The organism is Geothrix sp. 21YS21S-4, assembly GCF_030845995.1.
Classification (GTDB): Bacteria; Acidobacteriota; Holophagae; order Holophagales; family Holophagaceae; genus Geothrix.
Map to the genome: position 1 here is coordinate 595,767 of NZ_CP132719.1, position 16,546 is coordinate 612,312.

Below are 16,546 nucleotides of genomic sequence, written 5' to 3' on the forward strand. Positions count from 1 at the left end.
ACCTATGTCCGCCCGCCTGCGCAGAGGGCGCGGATTCACATTGCTGGAACTGGTGGTGGTCCTCGTCATCCTGGGGACCTTGGCCGCGCTTGTGGGACCGAGGCTCGTCGGGCATTCCAGCGAGGCAAGGATGACGGCTGCGAAAACCCAGATCGAATTGTTCCGCCAAGGGATTGAGACGTTCCGCATGCACATGGGGCGTTATCCCACCACGCAGGAGGGCCTGGAGGCTCTGCAGGTCGCACCCGCCAACAGCTCCAATTGGCGCGGCCCCTACCTTACAAAAGGGGTGCCCAAGGATCCCTGGGGAAACGCGTATGCCTACCGCTGCCCTGGTGAGCAAGGGCGGGATTACGACCTCGTCAGTTTCGGAGCGGATGCCCAGCCGGGTGGCAGCGGAGAAGCCGCCGACATCGTGAGTTGGCAGTGAGGGAGAGCCGGGGGTTCACCTTGCTTGAGGTCATTGTGGCCCTGGCAGTGGTTGGCCTCGGCGTGACGGCCCTGATGGGAGCGTTGAGCCAGAATGCGCGCGCTCGTTGGATGACACGGAGTTGGGCCGAAGAAGAGAGCCGAGCGGCTGACCTGCTGATGGACGAATTGAATCGATGGCAGCATCTGCGCTCGAATGTCGCTCGCAGACAGTTTCTGCGGAATGCAGGGGACGATGCGAAGCTGGGGGACTGGACCTTCGAGGCGGTTGTGAAGGAATCACAGGCCGATCAGGCTCTGGCCCTCTATCACCTGACTCTCCGCTGGCAGAAGGATGGCCGGGGGCGAGAAGTGAGCACTGATGCTGTCTTACGAATCCCCCAGGGCCTGTAGAGGATTCACTCTTCTCGAACTCACCGTGGCGCTGGCCTCGGCCGCCCTTCTTGTCGCGCTACTGGTTGGGGTGTGGTTGCAGGTGGTGCGGAGTGCCGAGAAGCAGGCACATGATGCGGAAGTGAGCAGGACCCGCGCCGAACTCCACAGGACGCTTGAATCGGTGGTGGCGGGCGCCCAGTGGACGGCAAACTCCCAGGCACCGCAAGGCTCGCTCGTTTGGGAGCAGGGTGAGGGAAAGCTCGTCCTCTGGAGCCGGGAGGGGTTGGGGCGCTTCGCGGGACCCACCCGCTGGTGGTTCCAATGCGACGCGGAAGGACTCCAGGCAGTGGTGGAAGATCCTCAGGAAGGTGGTCGAGTGATCCGACGATGGTCCGGTGTGCGGCGCGTTCAGCTCGAGTGTTGTCGAGTGGAGAGCGGCCTCGAGGGAGAGACAATCCGCTGGCTTCCCTTTGATCAGTGGGACGTCGCATGGCCCTTCCGCCCGGTGGGGCTGCGTCTGGTGGTCGAGGACGCGAGCGGTCTCTCCTGGAAAGTGGTCTCGTGGACATGAGAAGGCCGCAGGAGCGCGGATTCATTGCTTTGTTCGCGGTGCTGAGCCTTGCGCTGTTGGTGGGGGTGGTGGCGCTGATCCTGGCTCGTTCGGGAGGACTGCTGAACAGGGACCGGCAGGAAGGAGGGGGGGCGCAGGCTCGCCTCGCCGCTCATGCTGCGTTGAGCCGGGTACTGTTGCAGGAGCGTCTTCGTACGCCTCGTTGGTGGCTTCCACCCCTGGAAGGAAAGGTACTGTTGGAAGATGGGACAGAAGTCCATTGGACCCGTCGACCTTCGGAATCGCGCTGGCGAGTCGGGGCTCGACCCTGGACTCCAGAGGTCCAGACCCGGTGGCGCCAGTTGGGGGCTCAGACGGAAGGGCTGGCTCGGTGGGCAGCTCTGCTGGAAGTGCGACAGCAAGGACGAAACAAAGTCGCGGGTGCGCGCGGAGATCTGATTCAGGACTGCGGCCTGCTGCGGATCTGCTGGCAAGAACTTGGACTGGAAGCCCGTTGGGGAGGTCCGGAGCGTGTCTGGACCGGGGATGACGCTGGCGCCCTTGGACGTCTCAATTTGGCCGGTGCCGATGCGGAGATCCTGGAATCTCTCAGTGGCATCTCTGCCCAGCGCCTCCGGACCATCCAGAACCAAGTGGCGCAGGGCGTGGTTTCCCCAGCGGAGATCGGGGATCTGCTCAGCTATCAGGAGAGCTTGGCGCTTGGGCCTTATGCCACATTGAGGCCCTTCGTAGAAGCGATCTGGACTGTGGATGTACACCTTCCGACGCTTCGTGAGCCCATCGTGCAACATTGGAGAAGCAGCTTGGACGAGGGCTTGCCCGGCAATCCATGGTTCAGGTTGCGACCTCTCCCCGGAGACCATTGGTGACGCGCAGACCGCCCCTTTACTGGCCCATCCTTGGACCCCCTTCTGCTGAAGTCCGGAAAGCGCTGGAGGACCCGCGGCACCCTCTCTGCCTGGAGGTTCCGGAACTGTGGTGTTACCGCATTGTTCGTCCGGCGCCGTTGAGAGGGTGGACGGCCCGTCATTGCGAAGCGTTGAGACAAGGACTGTTTCCTGTGCCCATGGATCAACTGCTTTGGGACGAAGAGCGGGGGGGGAAGCGAAGCTGGCGAGTTTGGGCCTTGGAACGAGCCAAGCTCGACCGATCACTCGGGCTTTGGCGAGACCAGGTCTGGGCTCCCGGGCGCAAAGTTCGAGTGCATCCGCAGGGTCAATTAGGGGATGGTTCGAGCCTGGCGTCTTTCCCTAATTTGGCGCCTCTTCCCCATCGGGCTCGCCGATGGCCTATGGCTGCGCTGCGGAAAGCTGCTTTCTGGGGAACTGTAGGAGTGGGAATGGCGGTATCCGCAGCCATTACCTGTTTTCGGGATGTTCGGGAGGGGCGGTCGCTCCGCCTGGAATCGGATCACCTGGAGCAGCGTGTACAAGCGCTTCAAACGGACCTCGATGGTCTGAAGGGCTCGGTCGAGGCCCTGGGAGGTCTGAGTCGAAGCTCAGAAGAAGCCGGTTGGATCAAGGACCTGGACGGGTTGACTCGGCTGCTGCCCGAGGACAGTCGAGTCGTGGGGCTTGTGTGGAAGCCTTCGGCGATTCATATCGACCTAATCACGCCTCATCCCGAGCTGATCCGGGAGGCACTTGAGGCGTCCCCGGAATTCCGGAACGTGCGCTTTGTGGGGAACCTGGAACGGAGGGATGGCAAGAACCGCCTCACCCTGGAATGTGAGCAGGAGCGTACGCCATGAAAGCCAGGGATCGAAGGGCAGTGGTCGTGCTGGTTGTGTGGCTCGTCGGTGCGGGGCTGTACGTGGGGGGACGGGCCTGGTGGAACCATCGGCAGGCCCGAAGAGCGTTGCAGGCCCGCGTCCAAGGGCTCCGACAAAGGGAGGCGGCTCTTCGCAAGACCTGGGAAGAAACTCGATCCAAGCGGGCCGCCGGCTTTGCGGCGCTATTGTCCGAGGTCGGGCGACTCCCGGAAGACCAACTGCGCCTGCGAGGGCAGGAGGGGCTCCTCAGTGCGGCCGGCCAAGCCGGCCTCCAGGGACTCCGCCTGCGCCCGCAGGCAATGGAGAGCCGGGATGGCATGTGGCATATGAAGTGGGTCCTGGACGGCGAGGGGCCGCTGGGCCAGTGGTTGGCAGGGATGGAGGGGCTCCGAAGTTCCCAGCCCCTCATGGCGATCCAAAGTTTCCAGTTGAATCTTGCAGGTGATCCCTGGTCCCCTGCGGCTGGCGGAGCAGAAGGGCCAACCTTGAAGGGAAGCGTCGATCTTGTTTGGGTCATCCCCCGGCCTTCCGAGACGTGGTAAATTTTAAAAGATCATCTCGTGGTTGGGTTCGACCTCGTGCTTGCGGAGGATGTCTTTTGCGTTCGGGATGGGTGCGTACCATGGCGGCGATGGCGTTGTGGGTGGGAGCAAAGGCTCAGGCTCCGATGCCTGGCACGGAACCGGCCATTGCCTCCCGTCCTGCGGCTCTTCTGGAAGAAAGCCCCAAGGGGCGGATCCTGAAGCGCAATCTTTTCCACCCAACTCGGAACATGGGGGGGCTCGTTTCGGAGGCTGAGGCTGTTCAAGTCCCCTTTCCGATACTGAAAGGCATCGTCTTGGTGGGCTCCGTGAAAGGGGCAATGCTGCAATGGCCGAGCGAAGGAGAGATTCAGTTTCTTGAACTGGGTGCGCTCCACGCAGGCTACCTTCTCGCGAAGGTCGAGTCCGATCGTGTCGAGCTCTTGACCGAAGATAAGAAGAATGGCCGGTGGTTAGGTCTGGACGATGCCGGGAACTCCCGAACTGTCGCCACAGGAGAGTTCGAGAAACTGTTGGCGCTTCCTCAGACCTTCAAATCAGTGGATTCCCCTCCCCGTAAGGTTGCTCCATGAAACCTTTGATTGCCTTTGCGGGGTTGGTTGTTTTTCCTTCCTTCGCTCAAGTGGTACCTCCTCAGCCGGTTCCCCAGCCCGGTCAGGCCCCTGCCCCGAATTCAGGTGCTCCCCCCGTTGCTGGACCGAAGAAGCCGGTGGCCGGCCAGTTAATCGTTCGCGACAAGGCCGGCAAGGACGTCCTCCTCAATTTCGCGAATGCCAAGCTGTACGACGTCATTCAACAAGTGGCTCGGGTCGCGGGACTGAACTACACCGTTGACCCCGCCGTGAAGGACGGTCCCGTTCGTTTGTTCATGAATGGACGCCTTGAAGAAGACGGCTTGTTAGATGTGCTCAGTTTGGCGCTCAAGCTGCATGGCGTGGCGATGGTCCGGAATCGCGACTTTCTGGAATTCGTTCCTTTGAATGCCGCGACGGGGCGTTCCGCTTCCCCATTGTTTGTGGGAACACAACCGCTTGAGGGAATGGGCGAATCCTTTCTGGTGACACAGGTCCTCCCGTTGAAATTCCTGGACGCGGAAGGGTTTGGAGGATTCGCCAAGGATTTTCTCAGCCATGACGGGAAGGCGCTTCCAGACAAGAATCGTAATTTATTGATCTTGATGGACTATGTCCAGAATATCCGCCGCGTAATGGACTTTGCTGACTTGATGGACAAACAGCCTTTCGAGCAGCGCAAGCTGGCATTCTTTCGCCTGAAGAATGCCTCGCCGGATCGGGTCCAGAAAGAACTGGAGCCTCTTCTTAAAGCAGCTGGTGTACCGGTGGGAACCGGAGCGCTTCAGCTTCTCCCCGTAAGCAGCCTTAATGGCCTTCTCTTGATTTCTCAGGCGACGGAATGGATGGGAGAAGTGAAAAGTTGGATCGAGCGGTTTGATGAAGTCCCCCAAACAGAAGATGGGGAGATATTCGTCCTTCCTGTTCGCTACGCAAAGGCCGAGACCCTCTATCCTCTTCTGACTCAGGTTCTTCGGCTTCCAGTCGGGGGAATGTCCATCTCGAAGAACAGCAATTTGACCAATGCGGCCCTGCCGGCTCCACGTTCCTTCGGTTCCCCGACAAATTCACTGGGAGGAACATTGGGCGCCTATCCTCCTTCTCAGACTCAAGGGACGGCGGTTCAAGCCCCTCAGCCAGCGTCGACTTCTACTGCCGTGACCCCCTCGCTTTCCCAGCCAGGCCCCCTTTCTCCAGGCGTTACCATCTCGGTGGATCCGGATAACAATGCATTGGTGATCTTCGGCCCTCGCCGTGACTATGCCCTGATTCAGGCCGCGGTGGAGAAACTGGACCAAGTGCCTCGCCAAGTCCTCATCGAGGCGACCATCCTCGATCTGTCCATGACAGGGGAATTCGAATTGGGGCTGTCGGGGTTCATCCAGTCGCGATTCGCGCCCGCTGATGTGAATGTAAACTCGCTTCCTACGCCGGCCAACAAATACGACTGGCGCGTGGATCGAACCTCCTCGAGCGGGCCTTTCACCTTCTCGGGAGTCGCGGTATCGGGGTCCCAACTGTTGGGTGTGCTGCTCAGCGTCAAAGATAGTAAAAGCAATGTCAACGTGGTGTCCCAGCCCCGTATCTGGGCGTTGGACAACCGGCCTGCGAGGCTCCTGGTGCAGGATCAGATCCCCGTCCCGGTGAACACTTTCATTCCAGGAAGCGGGACGGGCACGGGAAGCTCCGGTTACAGCGTTACCAATGCTCAATACCTGGATACTGGTTTGAATCTCACGGTCACCCCTCACATCAATGGAAGTGGAACCATCCGTTTGGAAATCAACCAGGAAATCAGCTCGTCTTCAGGATTTGAAACCCTCGGAAGCGGGGATTCCGCGATCCAGGCCCCCCGCATTTCCAGGCGAAGTCTTTCTACGGAACTCATCGCGCAAGATGGCGCCACGGTGATCCTTGGGGGACTCGTTCGTCAGGACAGCACGCACACCACCACCGGCGTACCGTTCTTCAATCGCATTCCTTTGCTGAGGAATCTCTTGGGCAGCACGCGGAAGGTTAATACCAAAAGCGAACTGGTCATCATGATGACCCCTCGCGTGATCAGCCAGGCCGAGGACATTGATCGCGTAACCCATGAGATTCGGGAGAGGGTTGATCATGCCATTCGGCGCATGAATGGCATGTTCGAAACCCTCTTGCCACCTTCCCCTTCCGACCCTCGCCATCCTGTGGAAGCTGGGGAAACTATTTGATTTCCAATGTTCCCACGGCGATGTTGATGGCGGTCATGCCCTGGCTCTTCAATTCCTTCGCCTGCTTCACCCGTAGCGGAACGACACTTGCCGCGAGAGGTTGAAGCGGTTTCAAACAGAAACTGAGCACCCTGCCTTGGTCATGGGAAGCGGGGGTTGTGGAAAGTCCTTTCTGGTAGATGCCCAGCATCAACTCTCCTTCCACAACTGCTGTTTTCAAGAAGGGTGTGCCGCTTCCCAGGTCGTAAGCTCCGCATTGCACCAGCTCGGAATCAGAAGAATCTACTGGAGTGAAGGTGGCCTTGGATGCATCCAGTGTCAAATTCAGACCTACGCCGAATCCCGCTCCTCCGTCGGAGGGAGGAATCAGATCCAAGATGAGGTGATCTGGTGTGCTCGTAGGATTCTTCTTCAGTACCCACTGGGATTGGGTGGGCGTGGGATCGGTGTAGGAGAGGCCTGAGAGGGGTGGCTTAGGATCGGAGCAGCCGAAAGCGACAGCCATCGCCAGGCAGGCCAGCGTGAACATGGAGCCAGATGGGCGCATCATTGTGATTTCCTTTGCCCAAATTGCTTCATCAACAGGAGCACATCTGCGGAATCCACCCTTCCGTCGTTGTTGAGGTCCGATAGGGGTGAGGATGTCGGGATGCTTCCTCCGTAAGCTTGGATGAGGATGCCCAGATCAATGCCATCCACAAGGCCATCCCCGTTCTGGTCGGGATCGGACCATTGGCGTCCAAGGAAAAGATCGTCGATGCGGAAAAGGGTTGCGAGAGTATCTGCGTTTTCCTCGGCGACGAACTTGAGGGTTACCGTTTTCCCCTTGAATCGGGATAGGTCCAAAGTGCGCCGTATGAACGCGGGTGTGGAGGAGTCAAGGCTTGTGGCTGCCGCGTCGGCGTTCGTGTAGGTTGCCAGCGTGGTCAGAAGGAGTGAATCCGTTTCATCGAAAAGCTGAATCTTGAGGTTGTCGTGGGGAATGCCGGAGGTGTCCGTTGAGGATGTCCACAACCAGAAGTCTAGGGATAACCCCTCGATATCGGGAAGCAGGATGCGCTGGGCGAACGATCCGGTGACGGGGGATCCCGTACGTCCTTTTCCACCCAATATTCCGAAAGCCTGTCCTGTTCGAGCCAAGGCGGAAGTGATCCCGATCTCTGCGCTTCCTTCCATCTTCCAGAAAGAATTCCCGCCTTCGAAGCCTGGGTTCTGAAGAACCTGGGTGAAGGCGTTGACCACGGAGAAGAACATCACGGCAGAAACCGCGCGATTGCCGGAGCTATCGTAAGCCGCAGCTTGGAGCGAATGATGGCCATTCGCGAAAAGATGGGAGTCGACCTGTACGCTTCCACTGGTGGCATTAAGCTTGGCGACGACAATTCCATCGACCAGGAAATCGATGCGTTCCACTTTAACGTCGTCGGTTGCAGAACCTGTAAAAACGATGGTGTCCGAAGAGCCCGCCACGCCCACGGTGACATTGGCAGGCGCGGATGCGTCGTCCGGAAGTCCGGCGCTGGGTCCCACATTGATGCCGTGGAAGGCATTTTGCACAGCCGCGAGCTCGGAGGAATTGGCTCCATAAAGGGCAGTGGCGGCCGACTGACAGGCGATTCTCGCATCGTGGTAGGTCGCACCGGAGGTCAGGTAGTCTCGGAGAGCCTTGAACCAGATCCGGATGGCCTTGGTGTTTCCGATGCCGGTCATGCCAGAGGGGAGATAGGACGTGAAACCGCTCTGCATGCTGTCTGAACTGGCGCCCGCGCTGAGAAAATAAAAGCAGCGGTTCATGGGGCCGGAAGAATAGTGAGGATCCATGTCGGCCAGGGCGAGGGTCCACGCATCGGGAGAAAGGCCGTCCAGGCTGGGCTTGTCCATGTAGCGTAGAGGCAGGTGGCTCAGCTGCTCCGCAATGGTCCAGTTGCCACCCACATCGGGGACTTCGCTGCCGTGGGTCCCTCCCCGGGCATAGAATTCGACCATCGTTCCATGAATGTCGGAGTTGGCTTCGTTGAGCCCGCCGGCCTCCCCAAAATAGTCGAGGTTGGCGGTGTTGGTGCATACGCCGTGGCTCATCTCGTGGCCGGCGACGTCAAGGGCGGTCACGGTCTTGAATCCCCATGTTCCCGTGGGATCGTCCCCATCCCCGTACGTCATGCAAAAACAGGCATCGCTCCAGAAAGCGTTCGCATAGCCGTGGCCGTAATGGACGCGGTTCAGTGTCGCAGTGCCTTTCCCGTCGATGCCTTCCCATGCGTGGACGTTAAGGTAGTAGTCCCACGTGGATTGAAGTCCAAAGTGCGCGTCCACTGCCGCGGTTTGACCGTTTTCCGAAGCGGTTGCCCCGCCACCGAAGTTGAGGCCGTCCCCCCAACTGTCGTCAGCATCCGTGAAGATGGATCCGCTTTGGAAGGGCGTAGCGTCATCTTCGGGCTCGGCACCTGCGAGGTCGTAGGTTGCGTTTCCTCGCTGCGCGGTTGCGGGATGAGGCAGGGCTGAACCTCGGGTCACATCCCTTAGCTCCGCTCCTCCGGACGAAAGTGGATTGGTTTTGAGAAGAACTGTCCCGCTGTACTGGGATTTGCCAGTGCTGTTCGTGGCGCCTTTGAGAGTGGACCACCGCTGGAGGATCGTCCCTGTATGGGCATCCACCAAGTAGTCCCAGTGCCGGGTATCTATGGTCCCTCGCTCGATCTCCAAATGAAGGTGATAGACGAGGGTGGCACCTTCCACGATCGTGGTGACATCTGCTGCATTGACTGTATCCGGAAGTATTCCAGGCCTGACCGCTCGTCGGCGTGTGGGGTAGATCGCCAGTTCGCACGTGGGAGTGCGTGTGAAAGCTCCCTGGGGGTTCATGTCGGCTGCGGCAACAGCGAGCGCCTCGGAAGAGCCCAGGGTTGGGAAGGGAGAGAGTTGTAGGCCGCGAATCAATCGATCCGTGGGGGGCTGGGATGGGACCTCTCCGGCCATGTGGTAGATGGTTTGACCACCCCAGACCCGGAGTCCACGGAATGTCTGATCAAGGCGGAGATGAAGTTTTCCCTGTTCGTCGCGGCTTTCGTTGCGGAATCGAAGATCATCCTCTTCCTGAAGGTTGAGGGCTGCCTTGGTGCTTCGGAAGAGCTTGACTGCTGCGTCTCGCGCGGACGTGGAGGGCGGCGCATTTGATAAGGCTCCTGCCACCAGACTCGGAGCAATGAGCAATGAAAGCTCATTCCGCATTTGAAAACTCCCATAAGCGCAAGGAATTTCCATCATATCTGGCAGGCGTTCGCCTGGCCATGATCGTCTGCGGGCAAGGGACCCGAAGGGCCGGAGTATTCTCGCGGCCTAGCCGCAGACCTCCGCGGGCTGCCGCGGGGCGGTGGAAGGGAAGAGCATGCGGAAGCGGGTGCCCTTTCCGGGTTCCGACGCGCAGAGCAGCAGGCCGTCGTGGCCCTTCACGATGGCCTGGACCATGGCCAGGCCCAGGCCGGTGCCCTTGCCGGGGGGCTTGGTGGTGAAGAACGGGTCGAAGATCTTCTGCAGGATCTCCTCCGGAATGCCGGTGCCGGTGTCCTCCACTTCGACGTAGGTGTAGGGCCCGGGCAGGCGGCCCTGCTGCTCGGCTTCCGCGGCGCTCAGCACCTGCTGGCCGGTGCGGAGGGTGATGGAGCCCTCGCTCGGGATGGCGTCCTGGGCGTTGATGCCGAGGTTCATGATCGTCTGGACGATCTGGCCGGGATCGCCGCAGACCTCGGGAAGGGAGACGAGGCAGGCGGTCTCCAGCCGGATCTCCGGGCGCAGGATGTGCCTCATCAGCCCGGCGGCCTCGTTCACCAGGCCGTTGAGGTCCTGCTGCGACCGCTCGAACTCCTGGTTCTTGCGGGCGAAGCCCAGCAGCTGGCGCACCATGTCCCGGGAGCGCTCGCCGGCCCGGCGGATGTTGGCCACGAACCGGCGCTGGGAGTCGAGCAGCGGCCCGCCGTCCAGCAGCTCCGTGTTCGCCAGGATCACCATGATGTGGTTGTTGAAGTCGTGGCTGAGCCCGCTCACCATCACGCCGGCCGTCTCAGCCTTCTGGCTGAGGATGAGCTGTTCCTGCGTGGCGTGGAGTTCGGACACGTCCTGGAGCACGCCGCGGTACATCCCGGGGCTCTGTACCAGGGTCCAGCGCGTCCAGATCCACGACCCGCCCGCGTGGCGCATGCGGCAGTCGAAGCCCACGGCCTGGCCCGAGGCGCTGCGGGCGCGGGCGGAGACGAAGCGGTGGACGTCCTCGGCGTGGATGAGCGCCTCCACCAGCCCGGGGTTCACCCGGAACTCCAGCGGGCCGTAGCCCAGCACCATGGCGGCGGAATCCCCGAATACCCACACGTTGGAGGCGATGTCCTGCTTCCACGGGACCACCTTGGCGATGCTGGCGGCTTCGAGAAGGGCCTGGCGCTCCTTGTCCGCGCGGACCCGCGCGGCGCGCTCCTCCACCTCCGCCAGGGCCCGGGTGATGACCATGGGCAGGCGGCGCAGGTTCGCTTTCAGGACGTAGTCCGTGGCGCCGCGCCGCACGCATTCGACAGCCTTCTCCTCGCCGATGGTCCCCGAGATCAGGATGAAGGGAAGGAGGGGCCGGGCCGCGCGGCACAGGTCCAGGGCCTCCAGCCCGTCGAAGGCCGGCAGGTTGAAGTCGGAGAGGACCAGATCCAGGTCCGGATCCTGAAGGCGCTCCAGGAATTCCTCCCGGTGGGGGGCCCAGCGCACCTCGCAGGCCCCGAGCTCCCGCTGGAGGGCCGCCCGGGTGAGCTTCAGGTCCAGTTCCGAGTCTTCGAGATAGAGGATCTTCAGGGGCATGGCTCGGCCTCCTCCTGGGGAAGGGCCACGTGGAAGGTGGCGCCCTCGCCGGGGCGGCCCTCCGCCCACACCCGGCCCCCGTGCCGCTGGATGATGCGCTGGACGTTCGCCAGCCCGATGCCGGTGCCTTTGAACTCGTCGTAGGTGTGCAGCCGCTGGAACACGCGGAACAGGCGGTGGGCGTAGGCGGGCTCGAAGCCGGCGCCGTTGTCCTTCACGAAGATCTCCACCTCGGTCGGGCGCTCCTCCGTCCCCACTTCGATCACCGCCTCGGGCCGCCGGGAGGTGAACTTCACGGCGTTGCTCAGCAGGTTCTCGAACGCGGCGGTGAGCAGGGCCTCGTCCCCCTGGACCGTGGGCAGCGGACCGCGGACCCAGCGGAGGGACCGGCCCGCCAGATCCGGCGCCAAGTGGCCCACGACCTTGTCCACCACGGCGTTCAGGTCCACGGGGGACCGGCGCAGGGTCTGGCGGGACAGCCGGGAGAAGGCCAGAAGGTCGTCGATGAGCCGCTCCATGCGATTCGAGGCGCCGAGGATGCCTTCCAGGTGCTCGCGGGCCGCCTCGTTCAGGACCAGCCCGCTCTCCTCCTCCAGCAATTCGGAGAAGCCGCGGATGTGGCGCAGCGGAGCCCGCAGGTCGTGGGAGACGGAATAGGAGAAGGCCTCCAGCTCGCGGTTCGCCGCCTCCAGCTCCTGGGTGCGGTCCTCCACCCGCTGCTCCAGTTCGTTGTAGACCTTCACGTTCTCCATGGCCACCGCGGTGGTGTCCGCCAGGGCCTGGAGCAGCGCCACTTCCTCCGGCGGGGCCTCGTGGCGGGTGGCCCAGTAGTTCCCGATGGCGCCGAGGGGGGCGTCCTGGCGGATGGGGACCATCACCAGGCTCTTCACGAACGTGGGCCGGTAGGCCTCCACCGGGATGCGCGGATCCACGTAGATGTCGGGGATCACGGTGGATCGCCCGTTCGTCATGGCCCACCCGCTGATGCAGATGGAGATGGGGAAGCGGAGGCCCTTCCAGAGGGGGGAAATGGAATCCTCGTCCACGTAGTGGCACTTGTCCCCATCGCGCAGGACGAAGGTGGCTCCGTCCGCCCCGGTCAGCTCGCGGGCGGCGTGGCGGACGATCTCCTGGATCGTCTCCACGTCCCGCGCCTGGGAAAGGTCCTGGACCGCGCGCACCAGCCGGGCCATGCCTTTGTTGAGGGCCTCCAGGAAGGCCACCCGGTCGGGACTCGTGATCGACGTTGTGGGGGATATGTTGCTCAGGGTCATAGAAAGCCTCGGAACAAATCGACAGCACCTCATCGGAATGCGGATGGAATACTTCAGCAATAAAAAGAGTGCATATAAAACCTATTAAAATATTGAATATGATCTTTTAAATACCAATAAGTCCCTTTGTGTGGGAAAGAAAGGCCGGGAAAAAGACGGCTTGACTTCCAGGCTGAAGGGCAAATACTCCCTTTTGCCTTCCCATTGTTTTTTCTTGGTCGATTCCAGGCATCACGCTGATCGCAGCTCGATTCCCGCGGAGGGATGGATGCGGCCCGATCCACCACTGCTTAAAGGCCACGGCGCGGAATATCCCGAGGAGTTCGCCCGGGAGGAGGGGGAGCGGATCGCCGTCCGCCGGCGCGCCGTCCGGAAGGAACTCGGAGACGCGGCCGCAGGCCCGGCGGACGCCCGCCCGGTGGGGTTGGCCCTGTCGGGAGGCGGCATCCGCAGCGCGACCTTCTGCCTGGGCGTGCTCCGCGGGCTGGCCCGCCACGGGGTGCTGCCGCGGGTGGACCTGCTGAGCACGGTCTCCGGCGGCGGCTACATCGGCAGCTTCCTCGGCGCGCTCATCCATCGCGAGGGCCTGAAGGCGGCGACGGACTGCCTGGAGCAGGACCCGCCCCCCTTGGCCGGATCCGCGCCGGTCCTCGCTTCTCCCGTCCGGTGGCTGCGGGAGAATGGGCGCTACCTGGCGCCCAGCGGAAGCGGCGACCTCCTGCTGATGATGGCGATCCTCTTCCGGAACTGGGTCGCGGTCCACGTGGTGCTGGGGACCCTCCTGCTGTCGGTGATGCTCCTCCTGAAGGGGGTTTGGGCCCTCTCCCTTCCCGCGTCCTGGCTGGCCTGGACGGTGGCCCCCGCCGCGGGCCTGTGGTGGAGCCCGTGGATCGCGGGCGCGGGGGTGCTGTTCCTTACGTTGGTGGTGCCTCCGGGCTGGGCCTATTGGCTGGTGGAAGCCGTGGGGGAGGACTATTCCTCCCGCTGGTTCTCGCCGGTATGGGCGGCGGCGGCGAGCGTCGCGCTCTTCGGCGGCCTGGGGCTGGCGGGACTGCACGTGCCCTGGATCGCGGCGACGACGTGCTCCATCCGCGGCGTGTCCTGGGTCGCATGGGTCTGTTTCGGGTTCGCCCTGGAAGGGCTGCAGGCCCTGATCTGGTTCGTCGTCCTCGCCTGGGGGCCCGAAGGCGAGTGGGGCGCCCGCAGGGGCGAGGCCTTCGATCCCCTGCCGGGCAAGCGCGCCGCCTGCCTCCGGTGGCGGCTGTCGCGCCTGCTGTCGGCGGGAATCATCGCCACCCTGGCCATGGCCCTGCTCGCCCTGGCCGACAGCCTGGGGCAGTCCGTCTATGCCGTCCTCCGGGAGAAAGGCGCCTCGGGTCTGGCCCTGTGGGCCGCGGGGCTGTCGTCGGTCACGGCGTTCCTCGCCGCGTGGGGCCCCAAGCTGGCGGCCGTCCTGCCGAAGCGCCGGGAGGACGTCCACCTTCCCGTCAGCCTGCTGGCCGGGGCCGCCGCGGTCCTGCTCATCGGCGTCCTGTTCGTCGGCCAGGCGGCCTTCGCCACGGGCCTCGCCTGGGGCTTCCGGCCCGTCGCCATTCCCGCGGAGGAAGGCGGCCTGCGGCCCGTGGGGGCCGCTTTGACGAAGCCCCCTGCCAAGGCGGAGAAGCCGACGGCGCCGGTCTCCCCGCCGAAGACGCCGCCGGCGCCCTTCGCGCCCGGGGTGTGGCTGGGCAGCTTCGCGCTTTGCGCCGGCCTGACCCTCTTCGCCTTCGGGCGCAACCGCGCCTTCCTGAACCTCAGCGCCATGGGCGCCTTCTACCAGAAGCGCCTCTCCCGGACCTACCTCGGCGCGAGCAATCCCCGCCGCCAGGAGAAGGGAACCAGTCCGCGGGACGAAGCGCCTGGCGACGACTTCCGCTTCGAGACCTACCGGCTCTGGGAGAAGGGCGGTCCCCTGCACTTCATCAACGTCACCATCAACGAGACCCTGGACGGCGCCACCGGAATCCAGAACCAGGACCGCAAGGGCACGCCCCTGGCCGTGGGCCCCCTGGGGGTGAGCGTCGGGGTCTCCCACCACGCGCAGTGGACCGACCCGGCGCGGCGCCAGCTCCTGCCCGAGAGCCTGGAGGGCGCGGGGCGGTGGCCGGTCTTCTTCGCGTCCCCGGGCAAAGCGCTGGAGCCGCAGCCCCTCACCCTCGGCCAATGGATGGGCATCTCGGGCGCCGCGTTCAGCACGGGGATGGGCTCCCGCACGAGCTTCGGCCTCAGCTTCCTCTGCGGCTTCTTCAATGTGCGGACGGGCTACTGGTGGTACAGCGGCATGGATCCCGAGGCGCGCCCTACCAAGGTCACGTCGCAGGCGGGCGGGTGGTACCACTTCTCGCGGGCCCTGCCGGTGCAGGCCCACCTCCTGGACGAATGGATGGCGCGCTTCCGCGGCACCCTCCAGCGCTACTGGTACCTGAGTGACGGCGGCCACTTCGAAAACACCGCCGTGTACGAGCTGGCCCGGAGGCGCATTCCGTACCTGATCCTGTGCGACGCCGGGGCGGACCCGGACTACGCCTTCGACGACCTGGCGAACCTCACCCTGAAGTTGCGGAACGACTTCGGCGCGGAACTGCGGTTCCTCGACGGTGCCGACCTGGCGGCGGCCTGGAAGACCTTCCGCGCCGGCGTGGGACTGGAGGAGGGCGGCCTGTGCCCCGCCCTCGGGCCGGTGGAATCCCTGCGCCGGGGCGATTGGGAGGTGAAGGGGCAGGGGGTCGACCCGACCCTGGTGAAGGCCGCGCTGGAAGGGCGCTCCCGGGCCCATGCCGCACTGGCCCGGATCGACTATCCCTGCTGCACCGGCGAGGGGCCGGAGCATTCCCTCCTGCTGGTCCTCAAGCCCACGCTCACGGGGGACGAGCCCATGGATGTGCGCTTCTACCACGAGCGGCAGCCCGCGTTTCCCCACGAGCCCACCCTGGACCAGTTCTTCGACGAGGCGCAGTGGGAAGCCTACCGCCGGCTGGGCGAGCACACCGTGGATGCGGCCTTCGAATGCTCCAAGCCGGTCCGTCCTACCGTGGGAGGAACGTCCGCATGAACCGCGCCTGCGCCATCGCCCTCGCCGCGCTCCTGGGGGGCCCCTTCCTCGCGGCCCAGCCCGCCGGCGCGCTCCAGGCCGACGTGAACCTCGGGTTCCAGGCCTCCAACTATTTCCGGGATCGCGAGGGCGGCGACAACTTTTTCGGGATCCGGGGGATGCTCCAGGTGGAGACGGTGCGGACCTGGAGCCTCCGCGATCCGGGACGCCAATCCTTCAAGGAGCTCCAGCTGTTCGGGTCCGTGCTGGTCAACGGGAAGAACGAGTCCGCCTTCTCCACCCAGGAGGGCGATTCCGCGCAGACCTACGTGAAGCGGGTGGTGAAGGAGACCTCCAACTACAGCGCCGAAGTCGGATTGCGGCTGCACCTCTACCAGTGGTCCGACGCCGCGAAGCTCGCGGCGGTGGGCTCCTGGACCTTCCGCAACGCCAGCCAGACCGCCCAGCGGTTCCAGGCGGACGGCGTGACGCCCATCGACGCGGATCCGAAGATCGAATACTCGGACCAGTCCAAGGCCACGGACAAGCTGGGTCTCCGCCTGAGCGACGGCACGCCCCGCAGCGCCGGCCCCCTGGGCGGTTCCTTCCTGGAATTGGCCCACCTCTACGACCGCTTCTACACCTTCGAGAAGGACCGCTTCCAGCTTCGGGGCCGCCTGTGCGTCGGCGCCAAGACGCCCGCGTCGGCGTCCTCCCTGGGCTTCCTCCTGCCCGACGGGTTCTACATCGAGGGCGTCATCAGCCGGGCCTGGCGCGCGAAGACGTCGCGGGAGAAGGACGAGTCCGCGATCATCTTCGGCCTCTGCTACCACGTGGGCGGAGCGGGCTGAGACGATCCGCCGGCCTCCTCGGAGGTTTGGGAAAGGATTTCAGAG

At 63.5% G+C, this 16,546-nt stretch carries 12 protein-coding genes; 8 read left to right on the forward strand and 4 right to left on the reverse strand.

Annotation, left to right across the window (positions count from 1 at the left end; all coding sequences use genetic code 11):
* Positions 1-4 precede the first annotated feature (4 nt).
* The 6 genes from gspG (at position 5) to gspD (ending at position 6,473) form a co-directional block, all read left to right on the forward strand.
* On the forward strand, positions 5-430 hold the full coding sequence (gene gspG, locus RAH39_RS02790) for a type II secretion system major pseudopilin GspG (protein ID WP_373467349.1): 426 nt from the start codon (positions 5-7) through the stop codon (positions 428-430).
* The gene (locus RAH39_RS02795) at positions 427-822 is read left to right on the forward strand and encodes a type II secretion system protein (protein ID WP_306591282.1); all 396 of its coding nucleotides are present in this window, start codon (positions 427-429) and stop codon (positions 820-822) included. The genes gspG and RAH39_RS02795 overlap by 4 nt, the downstream gene beginning before the upstream one ends.
* Positions 791-1,375 (forward strand): hypothetical protein, encoded by a 585-nt coding sequence (locus tag RAH39_RS02800; RefSeq protein ID WP_306591283.1) that lies wholly within the window; start codon positions 791-793, stop codon positions 1,373-1,375. The genes RAH39_RS02795 and RAH39_RS02800 overlap by 32 nt, the downstream gene beginning before the upstream one ends.
* Positions 1,376-2,714: 1,339 nt before the next feature.
* Complete coding sequence (locus RAH39_RS02805) at positions 2,715-3,125, forward strand: hypothetical protein (protein ID WP_306591284.1); 411 nt, start codon at positions 2,715-2,717, stop codon at positions 3,123-3,125.
* Positions 3,126-3,768: 643 nt separating this feature from the next.
* Positions 3,769-4,260: a hypothetical protein gene (locus RAH39_RS02810; protein WP_306591285.1), complete on the forward strand. Its 492-nt coding sequence runs from the start codon at positions 3,769-3,771 to the stop codon at positions 4,258-4,260.
* Positions 4,257-6,473: a type II secretion system secretin GspD gene (gene gspD / locus RAH39_RS02815; protein WP_306591286.1), complete on the forward strand. Its 2,217-nt coding sequence runs from the start codon at positions 4,257-4,259 to the stop codon at positions 6,471-6,473. Before RAH39_RS02810 ends, gspD begins: the two co-directional genes overlap by 4 nt.
* On the opposite strand, the gene RAH39_RS02820 is transcribed toward gspD, so the two are convergent.
* From RAH39_RS02820 to RAH39_RS02835, 4 genes are all read right to left on the reverse strand, one after another.
* Complete coding sequence (locus RAH39_RS02820) at positions 6,466-7,002, reverse strand: hypothetical protein (RefSeq protein ID WP_306591287.1); 537 nt, start codon at positions 7,000-7,002, stop codon at positions 6,466-6,468. The genes gspD and RAH39_RS02820 overlap by 8 nt on opposite strands.
* A 17-nt stretch (positions 7,003-7,019) precedes the next feature.
* The gene (locus RAH39_RS02825) at positions 7,020-9,701 is read right to left on the reverse strand and encodes a M4 family metallopeptidase (protein ID WP_306591288.1); all 2,682 of its coding nucleotides are present in this window, start codon (positions 9,699-9,701) and stop codon (positions 7,020-7,022) included.
* A 108-nt stretch (positions 9,702-9,809) separates the two neighbouring features.
* Positions 9,810-11,306: a hybrid sensor histidine kinase/response regulator gene (locus tag RAH39_RS02830; protein ID WP_306591289.1), complete on the reverse strand. Its 1,497-nt coding sequence runs from the start codon at positions 11,304-11,306 to the stop codon at positions 9,810-9,812.
* Positions 11,297-12,580, reverse strand: coding sequence for a sensor histidine kinase (locus RAH39_RS02835; protein WP_306591290.1), 1,284 nt, complete (start codon positions 12,578-12,580; stop codon positions 11,297-11,299). The genes RAH39_RS02830 and RAH39_RS02835 overlap by 10 nt, the downstream gene beginning before the upstream one ends.
* A gap of 268 nt (positions 12,581-12,848) precedes the next feature.
* Between RAH39_RS02835 and RAH39_RS02840 the strand changes: the two genes are divergently transcribed.
* Positions 12,849-15,671, forward strand: a complete 2,823-nt coding sequence (locus RAH39_RS02840; RefSeq protein WP_306591291.1) for a patatin-like phospholipase family protein — start codon at positions 12,849-12,851, stop codon at positions 15,669-15,671.
* A complete protein-coding gene (locus RAH39_RS02845) occupies positions 15,668-16,501 on the forward strand; it encodes a hypothetical protein (RefSeq protein WP_306591292.1) in 834 nt (277 codons plus the stop codon). The genes RAH39_RS02840 and RAH39_RS02845 overlap by 4 nt, the downstream gene beginning before the upstream one ends.
* Positions 16,502-16,546 lie beyond the last annotated feature (45 nt).

Bases quoted from the DNA above. Each gene is read 5' to 3' on its own strand.
- gspG (WP_373467349.1), top strand. From the start codon at position 5: ATGTCCGCCCGCCTGCGCAGAGGGCGCGGATTCACATTGCTGGAACTG.
- RAH39_RS02800 (WP_306591283.1), top strand. From the start codon at position 791: ATGCTGTCTTACGAATCCCCCAGGGCCTGTAGAGGATTCACTCTTCTC.
- RAH39_RS02805 (WP_306591284.1), top strand. From the start codon at position 2,715: ATGGCGGTATCCGCAGCCATTACCTGTTTTCGGGATGTTCGGGAGGGG.
- RAH39_RS02810 (WP_306591285.1), top strand. From the start codon at position 3,769: ATGGCGGCGATGGCGTTGTGGGTGGGAGCAAAGGCTCAGGCTCCGATG.
- gspD (WP_306591286.1), top strand. From the start codon at position 4,257: ATGAAACCTTTGATTGCCTTTGCGGGGTTGGTTGTTTTTCCTTCCTTC.
- RAH39_RS02820 (WP_306591287.1), bottom strand. From the start codon at position 7,002: ATGTTCACGCTGGCCTGCCTGGCGATGGCTGTCGCTTTCGGCTGCTCC.
- RAH39_RS02825 (WP_306591288.1), bottom strand. From the start codon at position 9,701: ATGCGGAATGAGCTTTCATTGCTCATTGCTCCGAGTCTGGTGGCAGGA.
- RAH39_RS02830 (WP_306591289.1), bottom strand. From the start codon at position 11,306: ATGCCCCTGAAGATCCTCTATCTCGAAGACTCGGAACTGGACCTGAAG.
- RAH39_RS02835 (WP_306591290.1), bottom strand. From the start codon at position 12,580: ATGACCCTGAGCAACATATCCCCCACAACGTCGATCACGAGTCCCGAC.
- RAH39_RS02840 (WP_306591291.1), top strand. From the start codon at position 12,849: ATGCGGCCCGATCCACCACTGCTTAAAGGCCACGGCGCGGAATATCCC.
- RAH39_RS02845 (WP_306591292.1), top strand. From the start codon at position 15,668: ATGAACCGCGCCTGCGCCATCGCCCTCGCCGCGCTCCTGGGGGGCCCC.